This window comes from Enterococcus sp. DIV0660C (genome assembly GCF_017316125.1).
Lineage (GTDB): Bacteria > Bacillota > Bacilli > Lactobacillales > Enterococcaceae > Enterococcus_B.
In genome coordinates, this window is record NZ_JAFLWA010000010.1 from 57,759 (window position 1) to 80,243 (window position 22,485).

At 38.4% G+C, this 22,485-nt stretch carries 30 protein-coding genes; 3 read left to right on the top strand and 27 right to left on the bottom strand.

What is annotated here, in order from left to right; all coding sequences use genetic code 11:
* Positions 1 to 27: 27 nt before the first annotated feature.
* The 20 genes from rpsH to rpsL form a co-directional block, all read right to left on the bottom strand.
* Complete coding sequence (gene rpsH / locus DOK81_RS02425) at positions 28 to 426, bottom strand: 30S ribosomal protein S8 (RefSeq protein WP_067483532.1); 399 nt, start codon at positions 424 to 426, stop codon at positions 28 to 30.
* Between the two features lie 36 nt (positions 427 to 462).
* Positions 463 to 648, bottom strand: coding sequence for a type Z 30S ribosomal protein S14 (locus DOK81_RS02430; RefSeq protein ID WP_002356214.1), 186 nt, complete (start codon positions 646 to 648; stop codon positions 463 to 465).
* An 18-nt stretch (positions 649 to 666) separates the two neighbouring features.
* Complete coding sequence (gene rplE / locus DOK81_RS02435; protein WP_067483534.1) at positions 667 to 1,206, bottom strand: 50S ribosomal protein L5; 540 nt, start codon at positions 1,204 to 1,206, stop codon at positions 667 to 669.
* Positions 1,207 to 1,234: 28 nt separating this feature from the next.
* A complete protein-coding gene (gene rplX / locus DOK81_RS02440) occupies positions 1,235 to 1,543 on the bottom strand; it encodes a 50S ribosomal protein L24 (protein WP_067483536.1) in 309 nt (102 codons plus the stop codon).
* A gap of 36 nt (positions 1,544 to 1,579) precedes the next feature.
* A complete protein-coding gene (rplN, locus tag DOK81_RS02445; protein ID WP_002288669.1) occupies positions 1,580 to 1,948 on the bottom strand; it encodes a 50S ribosomal protein L14 in 369 nt (122 codons plus the stop codon).
* A 57-nt stretch (positions 1,949 to 2,005) separates the two neighbouring features.
* The gene (gene rpsQ / locus DOK81_RS02450; protein ID WP_067483538.1) at positions 2,006 to 2,272 is read right to left on the bottom strand and encodes a 30S ribosomal protein S17; all 267 of its coding nucleotides are present in this window, start codon (positions 2,270 to 2,272) and stop codon (positions 2,006 to 2,008) included.
* Between the two features lie 24 nt (positions 2,273 to 2,296).
* Positions 2,297 to 2,485: a 50S ribosomal protein L29 gene (rpmC, locus tag DOK81_RS02455; protein ID WP_002288664.1), complete on the bottom strand. Its 189-nt coding sequence runs from the start codon at positions 2,483 to 2,485 to the stop codon at positions 2,297 to 2,299.
* Positions 2,475 to 2,909: a 50S ribosomal protein L16 gene (gene rplP, locus DOK81_RS02460; protein ID WP_067483541.1), complete on the bottom strand. Its 435-nt coding sequence runs from the start codon at positions 2,907 to 2,909 to the stop codon at positions 2,475 to 2,477. The genes rpmC and rplP overlap by 11 nt, the downstream gene beginning before the upstream one ends.
* Positions 2,910 to 2,911: 2 nt before the next feature.
* Positions 2,912 to 3,568 carry a 30S ribosomal protein S3 gene (rpsC, locus tag DOK81_RS02465; RefSeq protein ID WP_067483543.1) on the bottom strand — a complete coding sequence of 219 codons (657 nt, stop codon included), beginning with the start codon at positions 3,566 to 3,568 and terminating at the stop codon, positions 2,912 to 2,914.
* Positions 3,569 to 3,581: 13 nt separating this feature from the next.
* Positions 3,582 to 3,929 carry a 50S ribosomal protein L22 gene (gene rplV, locus DOK81_RS02470; RefSeq protein ID WP_067483544.1) on the bottom strand — a complete coding sequence of 116 codons (348 nt, stop codon included), beginning with the start codon at positions 3,927 to 3,929 and terminating at the stop codon, positions 3,582 to 3,584.
* Between the two features lie 22 nt (positions 3,930 to 3,951).
* Entirely contained in the window at positions 3,952 to 4,230 is a 279-nt protein-coding gene (rpsS, locus tag DOK81_RS02475) for a 30S ribosomal protein S19 (protein ID WP_002288655.1), read from the bottom strand.
* Between the two features lie 42 nt (positions 4,231 to 4,272).
* Positions 4,273 to 5,106 (bottom strand): 50S ribosomal protein L2, encoded by an 834-nt coding sequence (rplB, locus tag DOK81_RS02480; RefSeq protein WP_206898898.1) that lies wholly within the window; start codon positions 5,104 to 5,106, stop codon positions 4,273 to 4,275.
* A 40-nt stretch (positions 5,107 to 5,146) separates the two neighbouring features.
* Complete coding sequence (gene rplW / locus DOK81_RS02485; protein WP_067483546.1) at positions 5,147 to 5,437, bottom strand: 50S ribosomal protein L23; 291 nt, start codon at positions 5,435 to 5,437, stop codon at positions 5,147 to 5,149.
* Complete coding sequence (rplD, locus tag DOK81_RS02490; protein ID WP_067483547.1) at positions 5,437 to 6,060, bottom strand: 50S ribosomal protein L4; 624 nt, start codon at positions 6,058 to 6,060, stop codon at positions 5,437 to 5,439. Before rplD ends, rplW begins: the two co-directional genes overlap by 1 nt.
* Before the next feature lie 27 nt (positions 6,061 to 6,087).
* Positions 6,088 to 6,717, bottom strand: coding sequence for a 50S ribosomal protein L3 (gene rplC, locus DOK81_RS02495; protein WP_067483548.1), 630 nt, complete (start codon positions 6,715 to 6,717; stop codon positions 6,088 to 6,090).
* A gap of 26 nt (positions 6,718 to 6,743) precedes the next feature.
* Entirely contained in the window at positions 6,744 to 7,052 is a 309-nt protein-coding gene (gene rpsJ / locus DOK81_RS02500; protein WP_005880808.1) for a 30S ribosomal protein S10, read from the bottom strand.
* A gap of 332 nt (positions 7,053 to 7,384) precedes the next feature.
* The gene (tuf, locus tag DOK81_RS02505) at positions 7,385 to 8,572 is read right to left on the bottom strand and encodes an elongation factor Tu (RefSeq protein ID WP_206898899.1); all 1,188 of its coding nucleotides are present in this window, start codon (positions 8,570 to 8,572) and stop codon (positions 7,385 to 7,387) included.
* 172 nt (positions 8,573 to 8,744) lie between these two features.
* Complete coding sequence (gene fusA / locus DOK81_RS02510) at positions 8,745 to 10,832, bottom strand: elongation factor G (protein ID WP_206907753.1); 2,088 nt, start codon at positions 10,830 to 10,832, stop codon at positions 8,745 to 8,747.
* Between the two features lie 90 nt (positions 10,833 to 10,922).
* Positions 10,923 to 11,393, bottom strand: coding sequence for a 30S ribosomal protein S7 (rpsG, locus tag DOK81_RS02515; protein WP_067483554.1), 471 nt, complete (start codon positions 11,391 to 11,393; stop codon positions 10,923 to 10,925).
* Positions 11,394 to 11,483: 90 nt separating this feature from the next.
* A complete protein-coding gene (rpsL, locus tag DOK81_RS02520; RefSeq protein WP_002294318.1) occupies positions 11,484 to 11,897 on the bottom strand; it encodes a 30S ribosomal protein S12 in 414 nt (137 codons plus the stop codon).
* A 310-nt stretch (positions 11,898 to 12,207) separates the two neighbouring features.
* Here rpsL and rpiA point away from each other — a divergent pair, with 310 nt between their 5' ends.
* The 3 genes from rpiA to gpmA all read left to right on the top strand — a co-directional run bounded on the left by rpiA (position 12,208) and on the right by gpmA (position 14,448).
* On the top strand, positions 12,208 to 12,897 hold the full coding sequence (gene rpiA, locus DOK81_RS02525; protein ID WP_206907754.1) for a ribose-5-phosphate isomerase RpiA: 690 nt from the start codon (positions 12,208 to 12,210) through the stop codon (positions 12,895 to 12,897).
* Between the two features lie 117 nt (positions 12,898 to 13,014).
* Complete coding sequence (locus tag DOK81_RS02530; RefSeq protein ID WP_206907755.1) at positions 13,015 to 13,596, top strand: recombinase family protein; 582 nt, start codon at positions 13,015 to 13,017, stop codon at positions 13,594 to 13,596.
* A gap of 165 nt (positions 13,597 to 13,761) precedes the next feature.
* The gene (gpmA, locus tag DOK81_RS02535) at positions 13,762 to 14,448 is read left to right on the top strand and encodes a 2,3-diphosphoglycerate-dependent phosphoglycerate mutase (RefSeq protein ID WP_067483560.1); all 687 of its coding nucleotides are present in this window, start codon (positions 13,762 to 13,764) and stop codon (positions 14,446 to 14,448) included.
* A gap of 58 nt (positions 14,449 to 14,506) precedes the next feature.
* Here the strand turns inward: gpmA and DOK81_RS02540 are convergent, their stop codons facing one another.
* The 7 genes from DOK81_RS02540 to DOK81_RS02570 form a co-directional block, all read right to left on the bottom strand.
* A complete protein-coding gene (locus tag DOK81_RS02540) occupies positions 14,507 to 15,691 on the bottom strand; it encodes an iron-containing alcohol dehydrogenase (RefSeq protein WP_206907756.1) in 1,185 nt (394 codons plus the stop codon).
* Between the two features lie 73 nt (positions 15,692 to 15,764).
* Positions 15,765 to 16,472, bottom strand: coding sequence for a purine-nucleoside phosphorylase (gene deoD / locus DOK81_RS02545; RefSeq protein WP_206907757.1), 708 nt, complete (start codon positions 16,470 to 16,472; stop codon positions 15,765 to 15,767).
* Between the two features lie 38 nt (positions 16,473 to 16,510).
* Entirely contained in the window at positions 16,511 to 17,329 is an 819-nt protein-coding gene (locus DOK81_RS02550; protein ID WP_206907758.1) for a purine-nucleoside phosphorylase, read from the bottom strand.
* 34 nt (positions 17,330 to 17,363) lie between these two features.
* Positions 17,364 to 18,530 (bottom strand): phosphopentomutase, encoded by a 1,167-nt coding sequence (gene deoB, locus DOK81_RS02555; protein ID WP_206907759.1) that lies wholly within the window; start codon positions 18,528 to 18,530, stop codon positions 17,364 to 17,366.
* Between the two features lie 102 nt (positions 18,531 to 18,632).
* A complete protein-coding gene (locus tag DOK81_RS02560) occupies positions 18,633 to 19,589 on the bottom strand; it encodes an ABC transporter permease (protein WP_206907760.1) in 957 nt (318 codons plus the stop codon).
* Positions 19,589 to 20,722: an ABC transporter permease gene (locus tag DOK81_RS02565; protein WP_206898907.1), complete on the bottom strand. Its 1,134-nt coding sequence runs from the start codon at positions 20,720 to 20,722 to the stop codon at positions 19,589 to 19,591. The genes DOK81_RS02560 and DOK81_RS02565 overlap by 1 nt, the downstream gene beginning before the upstream one ends.
* Positions 20,715 to 22,277: an ABC transporter ATP-binding protein gene (locus DOK81_RS02570; protein ID WP_206907761.1), complete on the bottom strand. Its 1,563-nt coding sequence runs from the start codon at positions 22,275 to 22,277 to the stop codon at positions 20,715 to 20,717. Before DOK81_RS02570 ends, DOK81_RS02565 begins: the two co-directional genes overlap by 8 nt.
* Positions 22,278 to 22,485: the final 208 nt, after the last annotated feature.

Consider the following 22,485-nt stretch of genomic DNA (forward strand, 5'->3'; position numbering starts at 1 on the left):
AGACACCTCCTTGTAGATTCTACTTAATTACCATACGTAAGCGATAACTTCGCCGCCGACATTTTTTTCACGAGCTTCTTTGTCAGTGATAACACCGTCAGAAGTCGAAATAATTGCGATACCTAAACCATTTAATACTTTTGGTACTTCGTCAGCTTTGACATAAGCACGCAATCCTGGTTTAGAAATACGTTTTAAGTTTGTGATAACACGTTCACCGTTTTTACCAAATTTTAGGAAAACACGGATTACGCCTTGTTTGTCATCTTCGATATATTCAACATCACGGACGAAACCTTCACGTTTCAAGATTTCAGCGATGTCACGTTTGATTTTTGATGCAGGTACTTCTAAAGACTCATGTTTAACCATGTTTGCATTACGGATACGAGTTAGAAAATCTGCAATTGGATCTGTCATGACCATTGAACTAATTACCTCCTTCTTATGCGAATTTACTTTTTACCAGCTAGCTTTCTTCACGCCGGGAATTTGACCTTTATAGGCAAGTTCGCGGAAGCAAATACGGCAAAGATGGAACTTACGATAAACTGAATGTGGACGTCCGCAACGTTCGCAACGAGTATAAGCTTGTGTTGAATGTTTTGCAGGACGTTTGTTTTTAGCAATCATTGATTTTTTAGCCACGTAGTTCGCCTCCTTTAATTATTTTTGGAATGGCATACCTAATTGTGTTAACAACTCACGAGATTCTTCATCTGAGTTAGCTGTTGTTACAATAACGATGTCCATACCGCGTACTTTATCTACTAAATCATAATCTACTTCTGGGAAGATCAATTGTTCTTTAATACCTAAAGTATAGTTTCCACGACCGTCAAAGGCTTTTTTACTTACACCATGGAAATCACGTACACGTGGTAGTGAAACTGAAACCAATTTGTCTAAGAATTCATACATTCTTTCTCCGCGCAAAGTAACTTTTGCACCAATTGGCATTCCTTCACGTAAACGGAATCCAGCGATTGATTTTTTTGCTTTAGTAATCATTGGTTTTTGTCCAGTGATTAAAGTTAATTCTTCAACTGCTTTGTCTAAGTTTTTAGCGTTTGATACCGCATCACCAACACCCATGTTGATGACGATTTTTTCAACTTTAGGTGTTTGCATAACAGAGCTATAGTCGAATTTTTCCATCAATGATGGAGTAATTTCTTTAAGATATTTTTCTTTTAGGCGGTTCATTCAGTAAGACCCTCCTTCCTTAAAATTATTATTTATCTAGAACTTCACCGGTTTTTTTAGAAACACGGACTTTTTTGCCATCTACTTCTTTGTAGCCAACTCGGCCAGCTACACCAGTAGAGTCGATCACCATCACGTTAGAAACATGAACTGGAGCTTCCATCTCAACAATACCACCTTGAGGAGCAGCCTGAGAAGGTTTTTGGTGTTTTTTGACAATATTCACACCTTCGACAATGACTTTATCTTTTTTAGGAAACGCTGCTAATACAACGCCTTCTTTATTTTTGTCTTTTCCAGTGATAACTTTAACTTTATCGCCTTTTTTAACAAACATAACTGTTTCGCACCTCCTTTGATAAGTGTCTCAAGATTATAAAACTTCTGGTGCTAGTGAAACGATCTTCATGAAGTTGTTTTCACGTAGTTCACGTGCAACTGGCCCAAAGATACGTGTTCCACGAGGGCTTTTATCATCACGAATAATCACTGCAGCATTTTCATCAAACTTAATGTATGAACCGTCTGTACGACGAGCTCCTGATTTTGTTCGAACGATAACGGCTTTAACGACGTCACCTTTTTTGACAACCCCACCTGGCGTTGCTTGTTTAACCGTAGCAACGATAACATCACCGATATTAGCAGTTTTACGACCAGATCCACCAAGGACTTTGATCGTCAAAATTTCACGTGCGCCTGAATTGTCAGCGACTTTTAAACGACTTTCTGCTTGGATCACGTTGTGTATCCTCCTTTCAGATTTTGCATTCAATCTATATAGGAAAATCTCGTGTTATTAGATAATAACTGCTTCTTCGACTACTTCTAGTAAACGGAAACGTTTTGTAGCTGATAATGGACGAGTTTCCATAATTCTCACGATATCTCCCACTTTGGCAGTGTTGTTTTCATCATGCACTTTGTATTTCTTAGAATAGTTCATGCGTTTGCCATAGATAGGGTGATTTTTCTTAGTTTCGACAGCAACGGTGATTGTTTTATCCATTTTGTCTGAAACTACACGACCTTGATAAACCTTGCGTTGATTTCTTTCTTCAGTCATACGCTTAATGGCCTCCTTCCATAATTACTTAGCTTGTTCACGCAATACAGTTTTGATGCGTGCAATCGATTTACGTACTTCTTTAATACGTGCAGTGTTTTCTAATTGACCTGTTGCTAATTGGAATCTAAGATTAAACAATTCTTCTTTTAATTGTTTTTCTTGATCAAGCATTTCGGCAGTGGTTAATTCTCTGATTTCTTTAACCTTCATTCGATTCACCACCCATTTCCTCACGTTTTACGATCTTAGTTTTCATTGGTAATTTGTGAGAAGCTAGACGTAACGCTTCACGAGCTACCTCTTCAGGAACGCCTGCAATTTCAAACATGATTTTACCACGTTTTACTGGTGCAACCCATCCTTCAGGTGCCCCTTTACCAGAACCCATACGTACCCCAATTGCTTTGGCAGTATAAGATTTGTGAGGGAAAATTTTAATCCATACTTTCCCACCACGTTTCATGTAACGAGTCATTGCGATACGAGAAGCTTCGATTTGTCGGTTTGTAATCCAGTGTGAATCAACAGCTTGTAAGCCATATTCACCAAATGCGATTTCTTTACCACCTTTAGCTTCACCACGCATTTTTCCGCGGAATTCACGACGGTGTTTTACACGTTTAGGTACTAACATGATTATTTCCCTCCTTTCTCAGTGTTTTTTTTAGTTGGAAGAATTTCTCCACGATAGATCCACACTTTAACTCCTAGTTTTCCGTATGTTGTATCTGCTTCTTCCCATGCATAATCGATATCCGCACGTAATGTATGAAGAGGAACAGTTCCTTCTGAGTATCCTTCTGATCGTGCAATATCAGCACCATTTAAGCGTCCAGATACTTGAGTTTTGATCCCTTTAGCGCCTGCACGCATTGAACGTTGGATAGCTTGTTTTTGCGCACGACGGAAAGCTACACGGTTTTCTAATTGACGTGCAATTCCTTCGCCCACTAATTTAGCATCTAAATCTGGTTTTTTGATTTCCACGATGTTGATGTGAATTCTTTTACCAGTTAATTTATTTAATTCTTTTCTTAGGCTTTCAACTTCAGAACCGCCTTTACCAATAACCATACCTGGTTTAGCTGTGTGGATTGAAATGTTTACGCGATTTGCAGCACGTTCGATTTCAACAGTTGACACAGCGGCATCAGCAAGTTTAGTTGAAATAAATTTACGGATTCTTAGATCTTCGTGTAAGAATTCAGCATACTCTTTTTCAGCATACCATTTAGCATCCCAGTCGCGGATGATGCCTACACGCATTCCAATTGGATGTACTTTTTGACCCACTGATTATCCCTCCTTATTTTTCTGATACGACTACTGTAATATGACTTGTACGTTTATTGATTGGAGAAGCTGAACCTTTTGCGCGTGGACGGAAACGTTTCATTGTTGGTCCTTCGTTAATAAAAGCTTCAGATACTACTAAATTTTCAACGTCTAAGTCAAAATTATTTTCTGCATTTGCAACTGCTGACATCAAGACTTTCTCGATGATTCCAGCAGATTTGTTCGGTGTGAATTTCAAAATTGAAATTGCATCCGCAACACTTTTACCTCTGATAAGGTCAATTACTAAACGGGCTTTTCGAGGTGAAGTGCGAACTGTTTTTGCAGTTGCTTTAGCTGATGTGATTTGTTCTGCCATTTGGATTTATCCTCCCCTCAAATTAGCGTTTAGTTTTCTTATCGTCTGCAGCGTGGCCACGATAAGTTCTTGTTGGTGCAAATTCACCTAATTTGTGTCCTACCATGTCTTCTTGGATGTAAACTGGTACATGTTTACGTCCATCATAAACTGCGATGGTATATCCAACAAAACTTGGGAATACTGTTGATCTACGTGACCAAGTTTTGATAACTTTTTTCTTTTCAACCCCCGCTTGAGCTTCAACTTTTTTCATTAAATGCTCATCGACGAAAGGTCCTTTCTTTAAACTACGACCCATGGTGAACCTCCTCTCAAAATGTGCGACACATGGTCAAAGAAATTATTTAGTCTTGCGACGACGTACGATAAGTTTGTCTGATTGGGCTTTCTTGTTACGAGTTTTGTAACCAAGAGCTGGTTGACCCCAAGGAGAAACTGGTGCTTTACGTCCGATCGGAGCTTTACCTTCACCACCACCGTGTGGGTGATCGTTAGGGTTCATTACGCTACCACGTACTGTTGGGCGTTTGCGCATCCAACGAGAGCGTCCAGCTTTACCGATGTTAATAAGTTCATGTTGTTCATTACCTACAGAACCGATAGTTGCACGGCATGCAGCTAAAATCATACGAACTTCACCAGAGTTTAAGCGGATCAATACATATTTGCCTTCTTTACCAAGTACTTGAGCACTTGTACCAGCAGAACGAATTAATTGTCCACCTTTACCAGGTTTCATTTCGATGTTATGGATAACAGTACCAACTGGAATGTTTTCCAAAGGAAGAGCATTACCAACTTTGATATCTGCATCTGGACCTGAAACAAGTTTCATTCCAACTTGTAGTCCTTTTGGTGCTAAGATGTAAGCTTTCACTCCATCTTCGTAGTGTACTAACGCGATGTTTGCTGAACGGTTTGGATCATATTCGATCGTTTGAACAGTAGCAACAACGTTATCTTTGTTACGTTTGAAGTCGATTACGCGGTATTGACGTTTGTGTCCGCCGCCTTGATGACGTACAGTGATGCGACCGTTGTTATTACGACCAGCATGGTTTTTCAATGGTTGTAACAATGATTTTTCAGGTGTTGATGTTGTGATTTCAGCAAAATCAGAACCTGTCATGTTACGACGACCATTTGAGGTAGGTTTGTACTTTTTAATCGCCACGTTTTTCCCTCCTATTTATAATAAGTTTTCAAGATAGTGCCTATTCAGCAGCTTCGAATAATTGAATTTCTTTTGAATCTTCTGTTAATGTAACAATCGCTTTGCGACGTTTTTTAGTGTATCCCGCATGTTTGCCCATACGCTTGAATTTCGCACGAACATTCACGATGTTCACGTTTTTGACTTTAACGTCAAAAGCAGCTTCTACCGCTTGTTTTACTAAAGTTTTGTTTACGCGAGTGTCAACTTCGAAAGTATACTTTTTATCATCCATAGCAAGCATAGATTTCTCAGTGATCACTGGGCGTTTGATTACGTCTAGTAAGTTCATTATGCAAGCACCTCCTCAATTTGAGTAAGAGCAGTTTGTGTTGCTAACACTTTCACGTTAGAAACAACGTCTAGAACACTAACATTATCAGAAGTTACTACAGAAACGTTTGATAAGTTACGTGCAGATAAAGCAGCAAACTCATTGCCAGTTTCTAAAACTACTAATACTTTAGCGTCTACAGATAAGTTAGCAAGAACTTCTTTAAATTCTTTTGTTTTTGGTGCGTCAAAGCTTAATGCGTCAACAACAACCAAGTTATTTGAAGCAACTTTTTCTGATAAAACAGATTTCATTGCTAAACGACGAACTTTTTTAGGAAGTTTGTAGCTGTAAGAACGTGGTGTTGGTCCGAAAACTACGCCACCTCCACGCCATTGTGGTGAGCGGATAGATCCTTGACGAGCACGACCTGTTCCTTTTTGACGCCATGGTTTACGTCCACCGCCGCGAACAGCGCTACGATTTTTAACCGCATGTGTTCCTTGTCTTAATGAAGCACGTTGCATAACGATTGCATCGTAAACAACACTTTCATTAGGTTCGATTCCGAAAATTTCTTCGTTAAGTGTGATTTCACCGTTTTGGCTACCATCTTGTTTGAATAATGCTACATTCGGCATTCCTTAGTTCCTCCTTTCTTCCTACTATTATTTAGCTTTCACAGCTGATTTGATAGTGATTAATGATTTCTTAGCTCCAGGAACGTTACCTTTAATTAAGATTACGTTTCTTTCTGCGTCAACGCGAACAACTTCCAAGTTTTGGATTGTCACGCGGTTGCCACCCATACGGCCAGCAAGACGTTTATTTTTGAATACACGGTTAGGTGCAACTGGACCCATTGACCCAGGACGACGATGGTAACGAGAACCGTGAGCCATTGGTCCGCGGCTTTGGCCGTGACGTTTGATAACCCCTTGGAATCCTTTACCTTTCGTAGTACCTGTTACATCAATAATGTCTCCTGCTTGGAAAACATCTACTGTAACTTCTTTTCCTACTTCATATTCTCCTAGCTCAACATTTTTGAATTCACGAATGAAGCGCTTAGGAGCCGTGTTTGCTTTTGCAACATGACCTTTCGCAGGTTTGTTTGATAAAACTTCACGCATATCTTGGTAACCAACTTGAATAGCTTCGTAGCCATCAGTTTCCATTGTTTTCACTTGTAGTACTACGTTTGGAGTAGCTTCTACAACAGTTACTGGAATTAATTCACCAGATTCAGTGAAGATTTGTGTCATTCCCACTTTTTTCCCTAAGATTCCTTTGGTCATGAGTACACCTCCATTAATTTAATTTTTTATAGTTTGATTTCGATGTTTACACCAGATGGTAAGTCTAGCTTCATCAAAGCATCAACAGTTTTTGGTGTTGGGTTCACAATGTCAATTAGACGTTTGTGAGTACGCATTTCGAATTGTTCGCGAGAATCTTTGTATTTATGAGTCGCACGAATAACAGTGTAAAGACTACGTTCTGTTGGTAATGGAATTGGACCAGATACACTAGCTCCAGTTCTTTTTGCAGTTTCTACAATTTTATCCGCTGATTGATCTAAAATACGGTGTTCATACGCTTTTAAACGGATACGAATTTTTTGTTTTGCCATCTTGTTCCCTCCTTCGCCTATTTTGAAAAGTAGACATAGCTCCACGAAAATTTCCGTCACGCTCGTTCGTGGCAAAGCGTCCGGGCGTGTCGCAACCTCTCGTTTCTTAGCCGACAAGAATCAACCTGATTCCGTCTGTGCAATTCACCAAGGTAAACGCACCTTTGTAATTATAGTATATTAAAACATACAACGCAAGGCTTTTTCTTTGGAAATTCAATTTATTTTCATATTTTTTCATAAAGAAAAGAAAAAGCTCGAAACAATCACTAACAATGATTGTTTCGAGCTTTTAAGTCCGAATATAATGTTGCTTTGAGTAAGCTTAAAAATTAAGCTTTGATTTCAGTAACGACACCAGCACCAACTGTACGTCCGCCTTCACGGATTGAGAATTTAGTACCGTTTTCGATAGCGATTGGGTGAATTAATTCAACTTCCATAGTTACGTTGTCGCCAGGCATAACCATTTCAGTTCCTTCTGGTAATTCAACAACACCAGTTACGTCTGTTGTACGGAAGTAGAATTGTGGACGGTAGTTAGTGAAGAATGGAGTATGACGTCCACCTTCTTCTTTAGTCAACACGTATACTTCTGCAGAGAATTTTGTATGAGGTGTGATTGTACCTGGTTTAGCTAAAACTTGACCACGTTGGATATCATCACGTGAAACACCACGTAATAAAGCACCAATGTTATCGCCTGCTTCAGCGTAATCCAATAATTTACGGAACATTTCAACACCAGTTACAGTTGTTTTTGAAGTTTCTTCAGCAATACCAACAACTTCAACTTCGTCACCAACGCGAACTTGTCCACGTTCAACACGGCCAGTTGCAACAGTACCACGACCAGTGATTGAGAATACATCTTCAACTGGCATCATGAATGGTTTGTCGTTGTCACGTTCTGGAGTTGGGATATATTCGTCAACTGCAGCCATTAATTCAAGGATTTTTTCTTCGTATGAAGCGTCGCCTTCTAAAGCTTTCAAAGCTGAACCAGCAACAACAGGAACATCGTCACCAGGGAATTCGTATTCTGTTAATAAGTCACGAACTTCCATTTCAACTAATTCTAATAATTCTTCATCGTCAACCATGTCAACTTTGTTCAAGAATACAACGATGTAAGGAACACCAACTTGACGTGACAATAGAATATGTTCACGAGTTTGAGGCATAGGACCATCAGCAGCAGAAACTACTAAGATAGCTCCATCCATTTGTGCAGCACCAGTGATCATGTTTTTAACGTAGTCCGCGTGTCCTGGGCAGTCAACGTGAGCATAGTGACGTGTGTCAGTTTCATATTCAACGTGAGCTGTTGAGATAGTGATTCCGCGTTCACGTTCTTCTGGAGCACCATCGATTTGATCGTAAGCCATAGCTTGGCCGCCGTTTTTCTTAGATAGTACAGTTGTGATTGCAGCTGTTAATGTAGTTTTACCATGGTCAACGTGGCCAATAGTACCAATGTTAACGTGTGGTTTAGAACGGTCAAATTTTTCTTTTGCCATTTTAAAATGTCCTCCCAAAATACAATATAATTTTTTATTTATCTGATAGGAACATGATGTACTCAACGTACATCACATGCCCATATCATCGATAGTTATTTTACACGAAACTATATTAAAAATATAGTCTCTTTAGATAATCTCTTTACGTGATTATCAAGTTTTTAAGAAATTATTCAGCTTTTCCGCCGTTTTTCTTAATGATTTCTTCTTGAACTGATTTTGGTACATCTTCGTAGTGGTCAAATGTCATAGTAAACGTACCACGACCTTGAGTAGCTGAACGAAGCGTTGTAGCATAACCAAACATTTCAGCAAGAGGAACCATAGCACGAACAACTTGTTGTCCGCCAGCGCGAGCTTCCATACCTTCAACGCGACCACGACGTGCAGTAACGTGTCCCATAACATCACCTAAGTAATCTTCTGGAATAACTACTTCAACAGCCATAATTGGTTCAAGGATAACTGGATTAGCTTTCTTAGCTGCCGCACGTAATGCCATAGAAGCAGCAACGCGGAAGGCAGTTTCATTTGAATCGACATCATGGTATGAACCATCGTAAAGTTTTGCTTTGATATCAACTAATGGATATCCAGCTAAGACACCATTTTCCATAGCATCTTTCAAACCTGTTTCAACAGCTGGGATGTATTCACGTGGAACAACCCCACCGACGATTGCATTTTCAAATTCAAAGCCGCCGCCTTCTTCGTTTGGAGTAAATTCAATCCATACATGACCGTATTGACCTTTACCACCAGACTGACGTACAAACTTACCTTCGGCTTGAGTACCAGCACGGAAAGTTTCACGGTAAGATACTTGAGGAGCACCTACGTTAGCTTCAACTTTAAATTCGCGACGCATACGGTCTACGATAATGTCTAAGTGAAGTTCACCCATACCAGCGATAACAGTTTCGCCTGTTTCCACGTTTGTTTCAGCACGGAAAGTAGGATCTTCTTCAGATAGTTTTTGAAGAGCAACACCCATTTTATCTTGGTCAGCTTTTGATTTAGGTTCAATAGCGACTTGGATAACTGGTTCTGGGAATTCCATTGATTCAAGAATTACTAAATTCTTTTCGTCACAAAGTGTGTCCCCAGTTGTTGTATCTTTCAAACCAACAGCAGCAGCGATATCTCCAGCGTAAACTTCAGAGATTTCTGAACGTGAGTTAGCGTGCATCTGTAAGATACGACCAACACGTTCGCGTTTGCCTTTTGTTGCGTTTTGTACGTATGAACCTGATTTTAAAACACCAGAGTACACACGGAAGAAAGTTAAACGACCTACGAATGGGTCAGTCATAACTTTAAATGCTAATGCTGAGAATGGAGCTTCATCGTCTGCAGGACGTAGAACTTCTTCATCAGTTTTAGGATCAATCCCTTTAATAGCAGGAATATCTAATGGTGATGGTAAGTAATCAAGAACAGCGTCCAATAACAATTGAACCCCTTTATTCTTGAATGCTGAACCACACAATACTGGATAGAAGTCTACATTAAGTGTTGCACGACGAATACCTTCTTTTAACTCAGCTTCAGTGATTTCTTCACCTTCTAAGTATTTCAAAGTAAGTTCTTCATCAGTTTCAGCAACTGCTTCAACTAATTTTTCGCGCCATTCTTCAGCTAGTTCAAGATATTCTTCTGGAATTTCTCGTTCTTCAATTTCAGTACCTAAATCATTTGTATAGATTTCAGCCTTCATTGTTACAAGGTCAATAATTCCTGTGAAGTCATCTTCAGCACCAATTGGTAATTGAATTGGGTGAGCATTTGCTTGCAAACGGTCATGTAAAGTTGATACTGAATATAAGAAGTCAGCACCGATCTTATCCATTTTGTTTGCAAATACAATACGAGGTACACCATAAGTTGTAGCTTGACGCCAAACTGTTTCAGTTTGAGGTTCTACACCTGATTGTGCATCAAGAACTGTAACAGCACCATCAAGTACACGTAATGAACGTTCAACTTCAACAGTGAAGTCTACGTGTCCTGGTGTGTCAATGATGTTGATTCGGTGACCCTTCCATTGTGCAGTTGTTGCAGCAGAAGTGATCGTAATTCCACGTTCTTGTTCTTGTTCCATCCAGTCCATTTGTGAAGCTCCTTCATGAGTTTCACCAATTTTATGGATTTTACCAGTATAGTACAAGATACGTTCAGTAGCAGTTGTTTTACCAGCATCAATATGGGCCATGATACCGATATTACGAGTATTATCTAAAGAAAATTCTCTGGTCATTCTCCTTGTTTCTCCTCTCTTTACTATCTAGTTGCTAAAAATAAGGACATCTTCTGAGGTCGGCATAAAGCCGACCAAACAGAGAGAATCTTACCAGCGGTAGTGAGCAAACGCACGGTTAGCATCTGCCATTTTATGAGTGTCTTCACGTTTTTTAACAGAAGCACCTGTATTGTTTGCAGCATCCATGATTTCTTTAGCTAGACGTTCTTCCATTGTGTGTTCACCGCGCAAGCGAGCGTAGTTTACTACCCAACGAAGACCTAGAGTTGTACGACGTTCAGGGCGAACTTCAACTGGTACTTGATAGTTTGAACCCCCAACACGACGTGCTTTAACTTCAAGAACAGGCATTACATTTTTCATTGCTTGTTCAAACACTTCTAATGGATCGTTACCTGTAGATTCTTTGATTAAATCAAAGGCATTATAGATAATGTTAGCTGCAATCCCGCGTTTTCCATCAACCATTACACGGTTGATTAAGCGAGTTACTAATTTTGAGTTATAAATAGGATCTGGTAAAACATCACGTTTTGCAACAGGACCTTTACGTGGCATCCGTAACTCCTCCTTCCGAAATATAGTTCTTAGTATTTACCTCTTATATAGAAGTAAAGTTTAATTGTTTGTTTGGCTAATTAATTAAAATTAAGCTTTAGGTTTCTTAGTACCGTATTTAGAACGGCTTTGTTTACGATCGTTAACACCAGCAGTATCTAGTGCACCACGAACGATGTGGTAACGTACCCCTGGTAAGTCTTTTACACGTCCACCGCGTAATAATACAACGCTATGTTCTTGTAAGTTATGACCAATCCCTGGGATATAAGCAGTAACTTCAATCAAGTTTGACAAACGAACACGAGCATATTTACGTAAAGCTGAGTTCGGTTTTTTAGGTGTCATAGTTCCCACACGAGTTGCTACCCCACGTTTTTGAGGAGAGTTCACGTTAGTTTGAGTTTTCTTAAAGCTGTTATATCCTTTGTTCAAAGCAGGTGAATTTGATTTTTCCACCTTTGATTTACGAGGTTTACGTACTAATTGGTTAATTGTAGGCATTCCTTGTTTCCTCCTTCCCTCATTCGCATCTAGTTCCACACATCCAGGTGGTTCTTTTTTTGCGATAAAAAATAAATGCAATGTCTGCATCTTTATCAAATATGCTTTGATAAACAGTCAGCACGTCTCTTTACAGAGACCTGTAGATAAAGCACCTTCGTTAGAATAGCATGAATGAAAACCCATGTCAACTTGTTCCATATTTTTTTTGAAAATCATTCAAATTGACTCTAAAGAAAGGTATCTTTTTACTGAAATAAACGCTAAAATAAGCTGGAAAGCTCAAACTCAAAAAAAGGGGAAAGCAAACATGAATCTAAAACAACAGGCTGGTATCGAAGCCGCAAAATTTGTCAAAGATGGTATGATCGTTGGTCTCGGAACTGGATCTACTGCTTATTATATGGTAGAAGAACTTGGTCGCCGGATGAGAGAAGAGGGACTAAAAATCGTAGGTGTAACAACATCAAATGCAACGAAAGAACAAGCCGAAAAACTCGGTATTCCATTAAAGAGTATTGATGATGTTGTTGAAGTTGACCTAACGATTGATGGTGCAGACGAAATCAGTACTGATTTTCAAGGAATTAAAGGCGGAGGTGCGGCCTTACTATTCGAAAAAATCGTCGCTACCTATTCAAAAGAAACGATTTGGATCGTCGATGAATCAAAACTAGTCGAAAAACTCGGGAATTTTCCTCTCCCTGTTGAAGTTATCCCATATGGTTCACAACAGTTGCTACGTCTATTTGAAGCAAAAGGTTTTCATCCAGTTTTACGAAAAACAACGAATGGTGAAACCCTTAAAACTGATAGTGGACATTTCATTATTGATTTACATCTTCAAACTATTGAACAGCCAGAAACACTTGCCGACTACTTAGATAATCTTGTTGGTGTTGTTGAACATGGCTTATTCTTGAATCTTGTTTCAAAAGTAGTTGTCGGATCTGACAATGGAGTGCAAATTTTGGATACACCACACGCTCCTAAAGTATAGTATTTCCAGATAAACCTTCTAGATAAAATCCGCTAAAATACTATCTTTTTTATGGACTTTATGCTAAATTTTTACTATTGTATTCTGTTTAAAAATCACCGCTAGAAAGGAATCATCATGAAAATTATTGGTTATGCACGCACAACCATAAACGATGTTGATTTAACAACTCAGGTTGAACAACTATCTACCTTTGGTTGTCAGGAAATTTTCCATGAAACGTACGAATCAAAAGATGCTGAGACAATGATCAAATTAGAATCCGTCATTGAACAAATGCAACAAGGAGACACACTTGTCATTTGCCAACTGCATCGTCTTGGCAAATCAACGAGACAATTAACGGAATTCACAAAACTTTTTAACGATCGTGGGCTTCACTTAGTAAGTATTGCCGAAGAAATCGATACTCGTAAACCAATGGGCAAAATTTACTTTCAATTGATGGAAGGTCTAGCTACGATGGAATGCTCATTGATTAAAGAACGTACTTTAATTGGCTTGAATGAAGCACGTAAAAAAGGAAAAATTGGTGGTCGTCCTAAAATTGATGCCAAAACTATCAAAAAAATTCGTCGTCTTTATTATGAAAAAAAAGAAACAATCCAATTTATTTCATCAAAATGTGGGGTTTCTGTTGGAACTTGCTATAAATATATAAATCTTCCAGAAAAAGATATTGAGCAATTATATAATTAATTAAAAATAAGTAATCTTTTCGAAGATTGCTTATTTTTTTATATTTTTTGCGTATCTGAACCTAATCTTCTATCATTTTCAATGGAAATCTTTTCAAAAAAATTGTACAATAAACAAGAACTGAAATTTTCAGAAATAAATATATTTTAAAAAGGAGCACAAAACATGCCAAAATTAGTTTTTTCTCGTCACGGTCTTAGTGAATGGAATGCTTTAAACCAATTTACTGGTTGGGCTGATGTAAACTTAGCACCAGAAGGTATCGAAGAAGCAAAAGAAGGCGGACGCAAAATCAAAGAAGCTGGAATCGAATTTGACATTGCCTATACTTCTGTTTTAACTCGTGCCATCAAAACTTGTAACCTTATCTTAGAATACTCAGATCAACTTTGGGTACCTCAAGTAAAATCATGGCGCTTAAACGAACGTCACTATGGTAAATTACAAGGTTTGAACAAAAAAGAAACTGCTGAAAAATATGGTGACGAACAAGTTCATATTTGGCGCCGTTCTTACGACACTCTTCCTCCATTATTGGATGAAACTGACGAAGGTTCAGCTGCAAACGAACGTCGTTACGCTATGTTAGACAAACGCGATATCCCTGGTGGCGAAAACTTAAAAGTTACTTTGGAACGTGCTTTACCATTCTGGCAAGATCATATTGCTCCAGCATTACTAGATGACAAAACTGTTTTAGTAGCTGCACATGGTAACTCATTACGCGCTTTAGCAAAACATATTGAAGGTATCTCTGACGAAGACATCATGGATCTTGAAATTCCAACAGGTCAACCACTTGTTTATGAATTGAATGATGATCTAACTGTTGCTAAAAAATACTACTTATAATTTTTATTGATTATAAGCCAAAAAAGGAGTGGCGATTTTATCGCCACTCCTTTTTTAATTATAAATAATTAGATTCTGTCAAACACTCACGCAAAATTTCTTCGACTGCTTGTTCGTTCAATGGAACATACGCATCTGTTGCAATTTGGCTGTGTTTAACAGCCTGTTCTGCCATCAAAGAAAATTTGGTTTCATCGATCCCTACTTCAGGTAAAGTCATAGGAATACCACATGCTTTAAAGTAATCATAAGTTTTCTGAATTCCTTCTTTTGCAGCAAGATGATTTACTGACTCTTGAATTCCCCACACGTTACGAGCAAATTGGGCAAATTTTTCTTCAGTTTCTTCATTCAATGCATAGTTCATCCAGCGTGGGGTCAAAATGGCTAAGCCAACGCCGTGCGTAATATCATAAAATGCACTCAACTCATGTTCAATTGGATGGCAGGACCACGAACCCGTTTTTCCACTACCAGTTAATCCATTTAAAGCTAAGGTACTAGCCCACATTAAGTTTGCCCGTGCATCATAATCGTCTGGATATTTCAATGCAATTGGACAATTTTTAATGACTGTTCTAAAAATCCCTTCTGCAACGAAATCCTGAATATCTGTTCCAGTTGTCCGTTTAAAATAATTTTCAGTTAGATGGCTGAAAATATCTGCTGAACCTGCCGCAGTTTGATTCTTTGGTACAGTGAATGTTGTGGTTGGATCAAGAAATGAAACTTTAGGTAACATTTCCCAACCACCTAGGCCAAGTTTTTGATTGGTCTCTGGATTTGAAATGACTGCTCCTCGATTCATTTCACTCCCTGTTGCTGCAAGTGTTAACACTGTTACTAAGGGTAACACTTTCCCAACACTTGCTTTTTTGATAACTAAATCCCATGGATCTCCTTCATAGAAAAAACCTGCACCAATTACTTTAGCACAATCGATCGTTGACCCTCCACCAACTGGAAGAATCACATCAATTTGATTTTCTTGGCAAAGAGCAATCCCTTTTCTAACTGTTTCAATACGAGGATTGGGTTCTACCCCACTTAGTTCTGTTACATTAAAGTCATGATCCTGTAGACGACTCATAATGTTTTGATAAACACCATTTTTCTTAATACTTCCTCCACCATAAACAAGTAAAACATTTTTTCCAAAGTGACTTAAGACCTCTGGTAATTCATCCCAACGATCTTTTCCAAAACGAATATCTGTTGCTACATCAAAGCGAAAATTTTCCATTTCTTTTCCTCCTTACTTATTAAAAAAGCTTGGAACCAATATTAATAATAGTCGTTCCAAGCTTTTTCTACAATTATTTTGCGATTGCTGTCTCTAAACCAACTTCAATCATTTCATTAAACGTTGTTTGACGTTCTTGTGCCGTTGTTTCTTCTCCAGTAATCAAATGATCACTAACTGTCATAATTCCTAACGTTTGTACTTTGTATTTCGCACCTAGATAATAAAGTGCTGCAGCTTCCATTTCAACACCCAGAACACCAAGTTCAGCTAATTTTAGTGTTTCAGTTAAATCATCTTTATAAAATGTATCTTCTGACAAAACATTTCCTACGTGAGTTGTGTACCCTTTTCCTTTAGCAAATTTATAAGCTTTCAATAATAAATCGAAATCACCAATTGGCGGGAAATGGAATTGCTGAAAATTCTTTTCAATCATAGATGAACTTGTTGCTGCTCCTTGAGCAATCACTAAATCTCTCACATGGACATCGGTTGATAATGCACCACAAGTCCCCACGCGGATTAATTTTTTCACGCCATAAGAATTAATTAGTTCGTGTGCATAAATCGTTGCTGAAGGCATACCCATCCCTGTACCTTGTACAGAAACACGCTCACCTTTATACTCTCCTGTGTAACCTAGCATTCCACGAACTTGATTATAACAAACAGGATTTTCTAAAAAAGTTTCTGCAATATATTTTGCACGTAACGGGTCTCCTGGAAGTAAAATCTTGTCAGCAATTTCACCTTGTTTTGCTTCGATATGAACACTCATTCAGTTTATCTCTCCTTCAATTTCAACTAATACACTTTTTATAATACTGCTAGTGTTTCTTTCACTAAAGCTTTAAATGATTGTTTAACACGTTCCGTTGTTTCCACTACTTCTTCATGATTTAAATTTGCTTGCATTCCTGCCGCTAAATTCGTGATACAAGAAATACCTAATACATTTAAGCCTCCATGTGCCGCAACAATTACTTCAGGAACGGTCGACATTCCGACTGCATCAGCACCCATGACACGTGACATTTTGATTTCTGCTGGCGTTTCATAAGTCGGACCTGAATACCCCATGTAAACACCTTCTTTTAAGTCTAACCCTAGCTTATTAGCAACTTCTTTTGCAGATTCTCGGTATGCAGGTGTGTAAGCTTGACTCATATCTGGGAAACGTGGGCCGATTTCATCTTCATTTGGACCAATCAATGGATTCGTGCCTGTAAAATTAATGTGATCACTAATCAACATCAAATCACCTGGTACAAAAGATTCATTTACGCCACCGCAAGCATTTGTTACGATCACTGAATGTGCACCAAGTGCACCCATCACTCGGACTGGATAAGTAACTGTTTGCATCGAATGCCCCTCATAAAAATGAAAACGTCCTTGCATCGCTAAAACTTTTTTACCTGATAATGTACCGTAAACTAGTTGTCCCGCATGTCCAACAACCGTTGAAACTGGGAAGAAAGGAATTGTGTCATATGGAATCTTAATTGCATCTTCAATTTCATCTGCCAACTCACCAAGACCTGAGCCAAGAATCATACCAAATTCAATTTCTTTTACCCCTTTATCAAGGATGAATTGAGTTGTTTCTTGTAACATTTCGCTTAATTTTTTCATTCTTTTTCTCCTAAGTTATGGTTTTTAGTAACAATTATTTCAGTAATTTTAAGAAGCTTTCACCATTTTCCGTTGCTGGTACTTCAAAGTTTTCAGCAATTGTTGCTGAGATATCCGCATAGTAACCTTGTGGTAAACTTCCTTGTTCATTCATTTTTTTACTATAAGCCAATAATGGTACGTATTCACGTGTATGATCTGTTCCTGGGAATGTGGGGTCATTTCCGTGATCTGCTGTAATCAACAATAAATCATCATCATTCATTGCATCAAGCAACTCCGGAATACGTAAATCAAATTCTTCTATTGCATGTGCGTAACCAACAACATCACGACGATGACCAAATAAAGCATCGAAGTCTACTAAATTAGTAAAGCTTAATCCATTGAAGTCTTGCTTCATCACATTTAACAGTTGATCTACACCATCCATATTACTTTTAGTGCGGACAGATTGAGTGATTCCTTGACCATTGAAGATATCATTAATTTTACCAACAGCGATCACATCTTTACCAGCTTCTTTTAATGAGTCCAAAACTGTGTGACCAAATGGATCAAGAGCATAGTCATGGCGATTACTTGTTCGAGTAAAGTTTCCTGGTTCTCCAATATAAGGACGTGCGATAATTCTGCCAATCATATATGGATCATCTTTCGTAATATCGCGAACAAATTGACAAATACGATACAACTCTTCCAAAGGAATAATTTCTTCATGTGCAGCAATTTGCAAAACAGGATCTGCAGACGTATAAACAATCAAGTCGCCTGTTTTCATTTGATGTTCACCATAATCATCAATTACAGCTGTTCCGCTATAAGGCTTGTTACAAACGATTTTTCGTCCAGAAAACTCTTCAATTTGTTGTAATAGCTCATCAGGAAATCCATTAGGAAATACCCGAAATGGTGTCTTGATATTCAATCCCATAATTTCCCAATGCCCTGTCATAGTATCTTTACCAACAGAAACTTCTTCTAATTTTGTTGCATAGCCTTGGTGATCAGCTACAGCCTTTACACCGTCTAATGGTCGAATCGTACCTAAACCTAAATTTTCTAGGTGAGGAATTGTTAAACCTGCTTCTTTTGCAATATGCCCTAGAGTATCTGACCCAACATCGTTAAATTTGTCTGCATCAGGTGCTTCCCCAATTCCGACTGAATCCATTACAATTAAGTGTACGCGTTTAAACATTTCGATTCCTTCTTTCTTTTCATCTTTTCTACTTTAAACTAAACAAAAAAGGCGAGACGAAGAAACATTTCCCATAGTCCCACCCTTTTTATTAACTAAAAATTATTTGGATTTGATATAATTCTTTCCATTTGCTTTTGGACCAGATGCTTGTCCTAAGAAAACAACTAAGACGATAATTGTTAACAAGTAAGGCGCAATTTGTAATAACACTGGCGGGATGGAAGAAATTACTGGAAGCTGTGCTCCTATAATACTCAAACTTTGTGCAAAACCAAAGAATAGTGATGCACCCATTACGCCCAAAGGATTCCACTTACCAAAAATCATTGCTGCCATCGAGATGAAACCTTGACCAACAATCGTTCCAGCAGAGAAATTACCTGAGATTGATTGAGCAAATACTGCTCCACCCATGCCACCTAATAAACCTGAAAGTAAAACGCCTGAATAACGCATCGCATAAACGTTAATACCTAAAGTGTCTGCAGCTTGTGGATTTTCTCCGACAGAACGAAGACGTAAGCCAAATCTTGTTTTAAAAATGATAAACCAAGCAATTACAGCAATTAAAATGGCACAATAAGCTGGCAAGAAAGTATTTTTAAAGAAAATTGGACCGATTACAGGAATTTTTGATAACCCAGGAAATGAGAAGTAGCCCAAATTTCTTGTGATGTTATCTGTTTGTCCTTTTCCGTACCATGCTTTAACTAAGAATACCCCTAACGCAGGTGCCATCAAGTTGATGACCGTACCACTAATGATGTGGTCTGCACGAAGACTAACAGTTGCCACTGCATGAAGTAATGAAAATAAAACACCAACTATCCCACCAACTAGAATGGCAATCCAAGGCGTCATCGCACCTAAAGATGGACTCATTGTTAAGTTGAATACGATTGAGCTGAAAGCGCCCATTACCATAATTCCTTCTAAACCAACGTTAACGATTCCGCTTCGTTCAGAAAACGTTCCACCTAACGATGTCAAAATCAAAGGTGTGGAATAAACTAATGTTGACGTAAGGATTAGAGCAATCAATTCTACAGCTGTCATTATAAATTCCCTCCTTCTTGATCTTGATGCGTTGATTTAGATTCAATTGTTTCAACTACAGCTACTTGTTTTTTACCTTGGAAAAATTTTGCCATAATCAAGCGAATTAAGAAATTAATACCAATGAAGAAGATAATCAATGCAATCGATACATTCACGATTTCAAATGGCACACCGGCGCCTGTTTGCATGCCCAAACCACCAATTTTCAAAATACTGAATAAAATTGCTGATAACAACACACCAATTGCTGAACCAGATCCCAATAAAGATACTGCCATTCCGTCAAATCCAATTGCTAAAGAAGTTGTTTGAACAAAGAAGTTTTGGTACGTTCCCAAACCTTCAACTACGCCCCCTAATCCTGCAAGTGTTCCAGAAATAACCATGGATAAAACAATTGTTCGTTTGCTACTCATCCCCGCATATTCTGATGCAAAAGGATTTAGTCCAACGGAACGAATTTCATAACCTAAAGTAGTCTTTTTCATAAGTAACCATACAAGGAACAAAGCAATCAAAGCTAAGAATAAACCAGCGTTTACTCGTGAGCCACCAAACATTTGAGTTAGCCAAGGAACTCTTAATGAAGCATTTTGACTAATTAGATTTGATGAATCCAAACTTGAACGATAACTTTCTGGCATTACGTCATGTAAAGCATAAGTGCTTAAATATAATAAAATATAATTCATCATAATCGTGACAATTACTTCACTGGTTCCAAAGAACGCACGCAACAAGCCGGGAATCGCCGCGGCCATTGCACCAGCCAAAGCGCCTAAGATGACACAAGCTGGAAGCAAAATCACTTTTGGTAAATCTGGAAAAGCCAACGCGAACCACACACTAACGATCCAACCACATAGCGCTTGTCCAGAAAGCCCGATATTAAAGAATCCCGCTGAATTCGCCACTGAAAATCCTAATGCTGTAAAGATAAGCGGTGTTGCTTGTCGTAAAGTTTCACCAATACTTCGTTGTGAACCTAGCGCAGCTTCCAACATAGAAGAATAGCCTTGAATTGGATTATATCCAAAAGCTGCCATCAATAATGCACCTAAAATTAATCCTAAAATTACTGAAAAAATAGGTACAAGTAAATTACGGAGTTTTTCGCTACGATCATTCATGTGCGCCACCCGCCTTTTCTAACTCTTTTCTTGCTTCCTCTAAAGAATAGCCCGCCATTAATAGTCCCAATTCATTTTCAGATGTTTCTTTTGGATTAACAATTCCAACGATTTTACCTTGGTGAAGCACGGCAATTCGATCAGATACATTTAAAATTTCTTCTAATTCAAAGCTGACTAACAACACTGCTTTAAACTTATCTCTTTGCTCGATCAAACGCTTATGGATAAATTCAATAGCACCTACGTCTAATCCACGTGTTGGATTCGCAACAATCAGCAAATCAGGGTCGCGATCAATTTCACGTGCAATAATTGCTTTTTGCTGATTTCCACCTGATAAAGCCTTAGCAGGAACTAATTCATTCGTTGTTCGCACATCATATTCATCAATCAAGTCTCTTGCATGTTCATTGATAACTGAATAATTTAATAGCCCACCTTTACTATAAGGAGCTTGGTAATACGTTTGGAGAGCAATATTTTCTGACAATGTCATGTCTAAAATTAAACCATATTTATGACGATCCTCTGGAACATGCCCGACACCAGACTCCGTAATTTTCCGCGGACGTTTGTTACTGATTTCCTCACCCTTTAAGCGAATACTGCCACTTTCAACTTTTCGTAAGCCTGTTAATGCTTGAATCAACTCAGATTGCCCATTACCATCAATTCCCGCGATTCCTAAAACTTCTCCAGCACGAACTTCAAGACTCAGACTTTTCACTGCCTCTAATCCCCGATTTTCATTTACAACTAAATCTTCAATTGCCAGGACAACTTCTTGAGGACGAGCCTCTTTTTTATCCGTTTTAAACGAAACAGTACGTCCAACCATCATGTCAGCAAGTTGTTGTGAACTAACATCTTTCACATTAACAGTTCCAATCCCTTGACCCCGTCTAATAACTGTACAACGATCCGCTACTGCTTTAATTTCATCTAATTTATGGGTAATCAAAATGATTGATTTACCTTCTTTAACTAACTCTTTCATAATCAAAATTAGTTCATCAATTTCTTGTGGTGTTAAAACAGCTGTTGGTTCATCAAAGATCAAGACATCTGCACCACGATAAAGTGTTTTTAAGATCTCGACACGCTGTTCCATTCCAACAGAAATATCACGGACATAAGCATCCGGGTTAACTGATAGACCATATTGTTCTGATACTTTTTGAATTTCCTCACGTGCCTTTTTGCGATCAACGATTCCCATCCGACTTGGCTCGCTACCTAAAATTATGTTTTCAGTAACAGTAAACGCATCAACTAACATAAAATGTTGGTGAACCATCCCAATCCCTAATTGATTGGCTTTAGTTGGGCTTGTGATTTGAACCTGTTTCCCATGCATCAAAATTTCTCCTGATGTTGGTTCTAAAAGACCGGATAAAACGTTCATTAATGTTGACTTGCCAGCACCGTTTTCTCCAAGTAACGCATGGATTTCCCCAGCTTTTACTTGCAAATTGATGTTGTCATTTGCTTTGAATGTTCCAAACTGCTTGGTAATATTCCGCATTTCGATGACAATATTTTCTTGAACCACATTTTTCACATCCTAACGATTTCTATCTAGGGCAACGATGAGTAAAGATTTCTGGCTATCGGAAATCTATCCTCGCAAATTGAAGTAAACTCACTTCAGGGGGTGTTCCCTTATTCAAATAGTCAAAATTTGACCACTTGAATAAACAAACAACTACTAAAATTGAAACCATAGCCCTGTCAAACAGTTGTCTAACAAGGCTATAGAA

What these genes read in the sequence shown, in the direction of transcription:
- deoB (WP_206907759.1), bottom strand. Translation starts at nt 18,530, where the DNA reads ATGTTTAAACGCGTACACTTAATTGTAATGGATTCAGTCGGAATTGGG.
- rplC (WP_067483548.1), bottom strand. Translation starts at nt 6,717, where the DNA reads ATGACCAAAGGAATCTTAGGGAAAAAAGTGGGAATGACACAAATCTTC.
- rplX (WP_067483536.1), bottom strand. Translation starts at nt 1,543, where the DNA reads ATGTTTGTTAAAAAAGGCGATAAAGTTAAAGTTATCACTGGAAAAGAC.
- DOK81_RS02530 (WP_206907755.1), top strand. Translation starts at nt 13,015, where the DNA reads ATGAAAATTATTGGTTATGCACGCACAACCATAAACGATGTTGATTTA.
- fusA (WP_206907753.1), bottom strand. Translation starts at nt 10,832, where the DNA reads ATGACCAGAGAATTTTCTTTAGATAATACTCGTAATATCGGTATCATG.
- rplD (WP_067483547.1), bottom strand. Translation starts at nt 6,060, where the DNA reads ATGCCGAATGTAGCATTATTCAAACAAGATGGTAGCCAAAACGGTGAA.
- DOK81_RS02540 (WP_206907756.1), bottom strand. Translation starts at nt 15,691, where the DNA reads ATGGAAAATTTTCGCTTTGATGTAGCAACAGATATTCGTTTTGGAAAA.
- rpiA (WP_206907754.1), top strand. Translation starts at nt 12,208, where the DNA reads ATGAATCTAAAACAACAGGCTGGTATCGAAGCCGCAAAATTTGTCAAA.
- rpsQ (WP_067483538.1), bottom strand. Translation starts at nt 2,272, where the DNA reads ATGACTGAAGAAAGAAATCAACGCAAGGTTTATCAAGGTCGTGTAGTT.
- deoD (WP_206907757.1), bottom strand. Translation starts at nt 16,472, where the DNA reads ATGAGTGTTCATATCGAAGCAAAACAAGGTGAAATTGCTGACAAGATT.
- rpsG (WP_067483554.1), bottom strand. Translation starts at nt 11,393, where the DNA reads ATGCCACGTAAAGGTCCTGTTGCAAAACGTGATGTTTTACCAGATCCT.
- rpsH (WP_067483532.1), bottom strand. Translation starts at nt 426, where the DNA reads ATGGTCATGACAGATCCAATTGCAGATTTTCTAACTCGTATCCGTAAT.
- DOK81_RS02550 (WP_206907758.1), bottom strand. Translation starts at nt 17,329, where the DNA reads ATGAAAAAATTAAGCGAAATGTTACAAGAAACAACTCAATTCATCCTT.
- rplW (WP_067483546.1), bottom strand. Translation starts at nt 5,437, where the DNA reads ATGAACTTACTAGACGTAATCAAACGCCCAGTGATCACTGAGAAATCT.
- DOK81_RS02565 (WP_206898907.1), bottom strand. Translation starts at nt 20,722, where the DNA reads ATGAATGATCGTAGCGAAAAACTCCGTAATTTACTTGTACCTATTTTT.
- DOK81_RS02560 (WP_206907760.1), bottom strand. Translation starts at nt 19,589, where the DNA reads ATGACAGCTGTAGAATTGATTGCTCTAATCCTTACGTCAACATTAGTT.
- rplP (WP_067483541.1), bottom strand. Translation starts at nt 2,909, where the DNA reads ATGTTAGTACCTAAACGTGTAAAACACCGTCGTGAATTCCGCGGAAAA.
- rpsL (WP_002294318.1), bottom strand. Translation starts at nt 11,897, where the DNA reads ATGCCTACAATTAACCAATTAGTACGTAAACCTCGTAAATCAAAGGTG.
- rpsS (WP_002288655.1), bottom strand. Translation starts at nt 4,230, where the DNA reads ATGGGTCGTAGTTTAAAGAAAGGACCTTTCGTCGATGAGCATTTAATG.
- tuf (WP_206898899.1), bottom strand. Translation starts at nt 8,572, where the DNA reads ATGGCAAAAGAAAAATTTGACCGTTCTAAACCACACGTTAACATTGGT.
- rplV (WP_067483544.1), bottom strand. Translation starts at nt 3,929, where the DNA reads ATGGCAGAACAAATCACATCAGCTAAAGCAACTGCAAAAACAGTTCGC.
- gpmA (WP_067483560.1), top strand. Translation starts at nt 13,762, where the DNA reads ATGCCAAAATTAGTTTTTTCTCGTCACGGTCTTAGTGAATGGAATGCT.
- rpsJ (WP_005880808.1), bottom strand. Translation starts at nt 7,052, where the DNA reads ATGGCAAAACAAAAAATTCGTATCCGTTTAAAAGCGTATGAACACCGT.
- rplE (WP_067483534.1), bottom strand. Translation starts at nt 1,206, where the DNA reads ATGAACCGCCTAAAAGAAAAATATCTTAAAGAAATTACTCCATCATTG.
- rpmC (WP_002288664.1), bottom strand. Translation starts at nt 2,485, where the DNA reads ATGAAGGTTAAAGAAATCAGAGAATTAACCACTGCCGAAATGCTTGAT.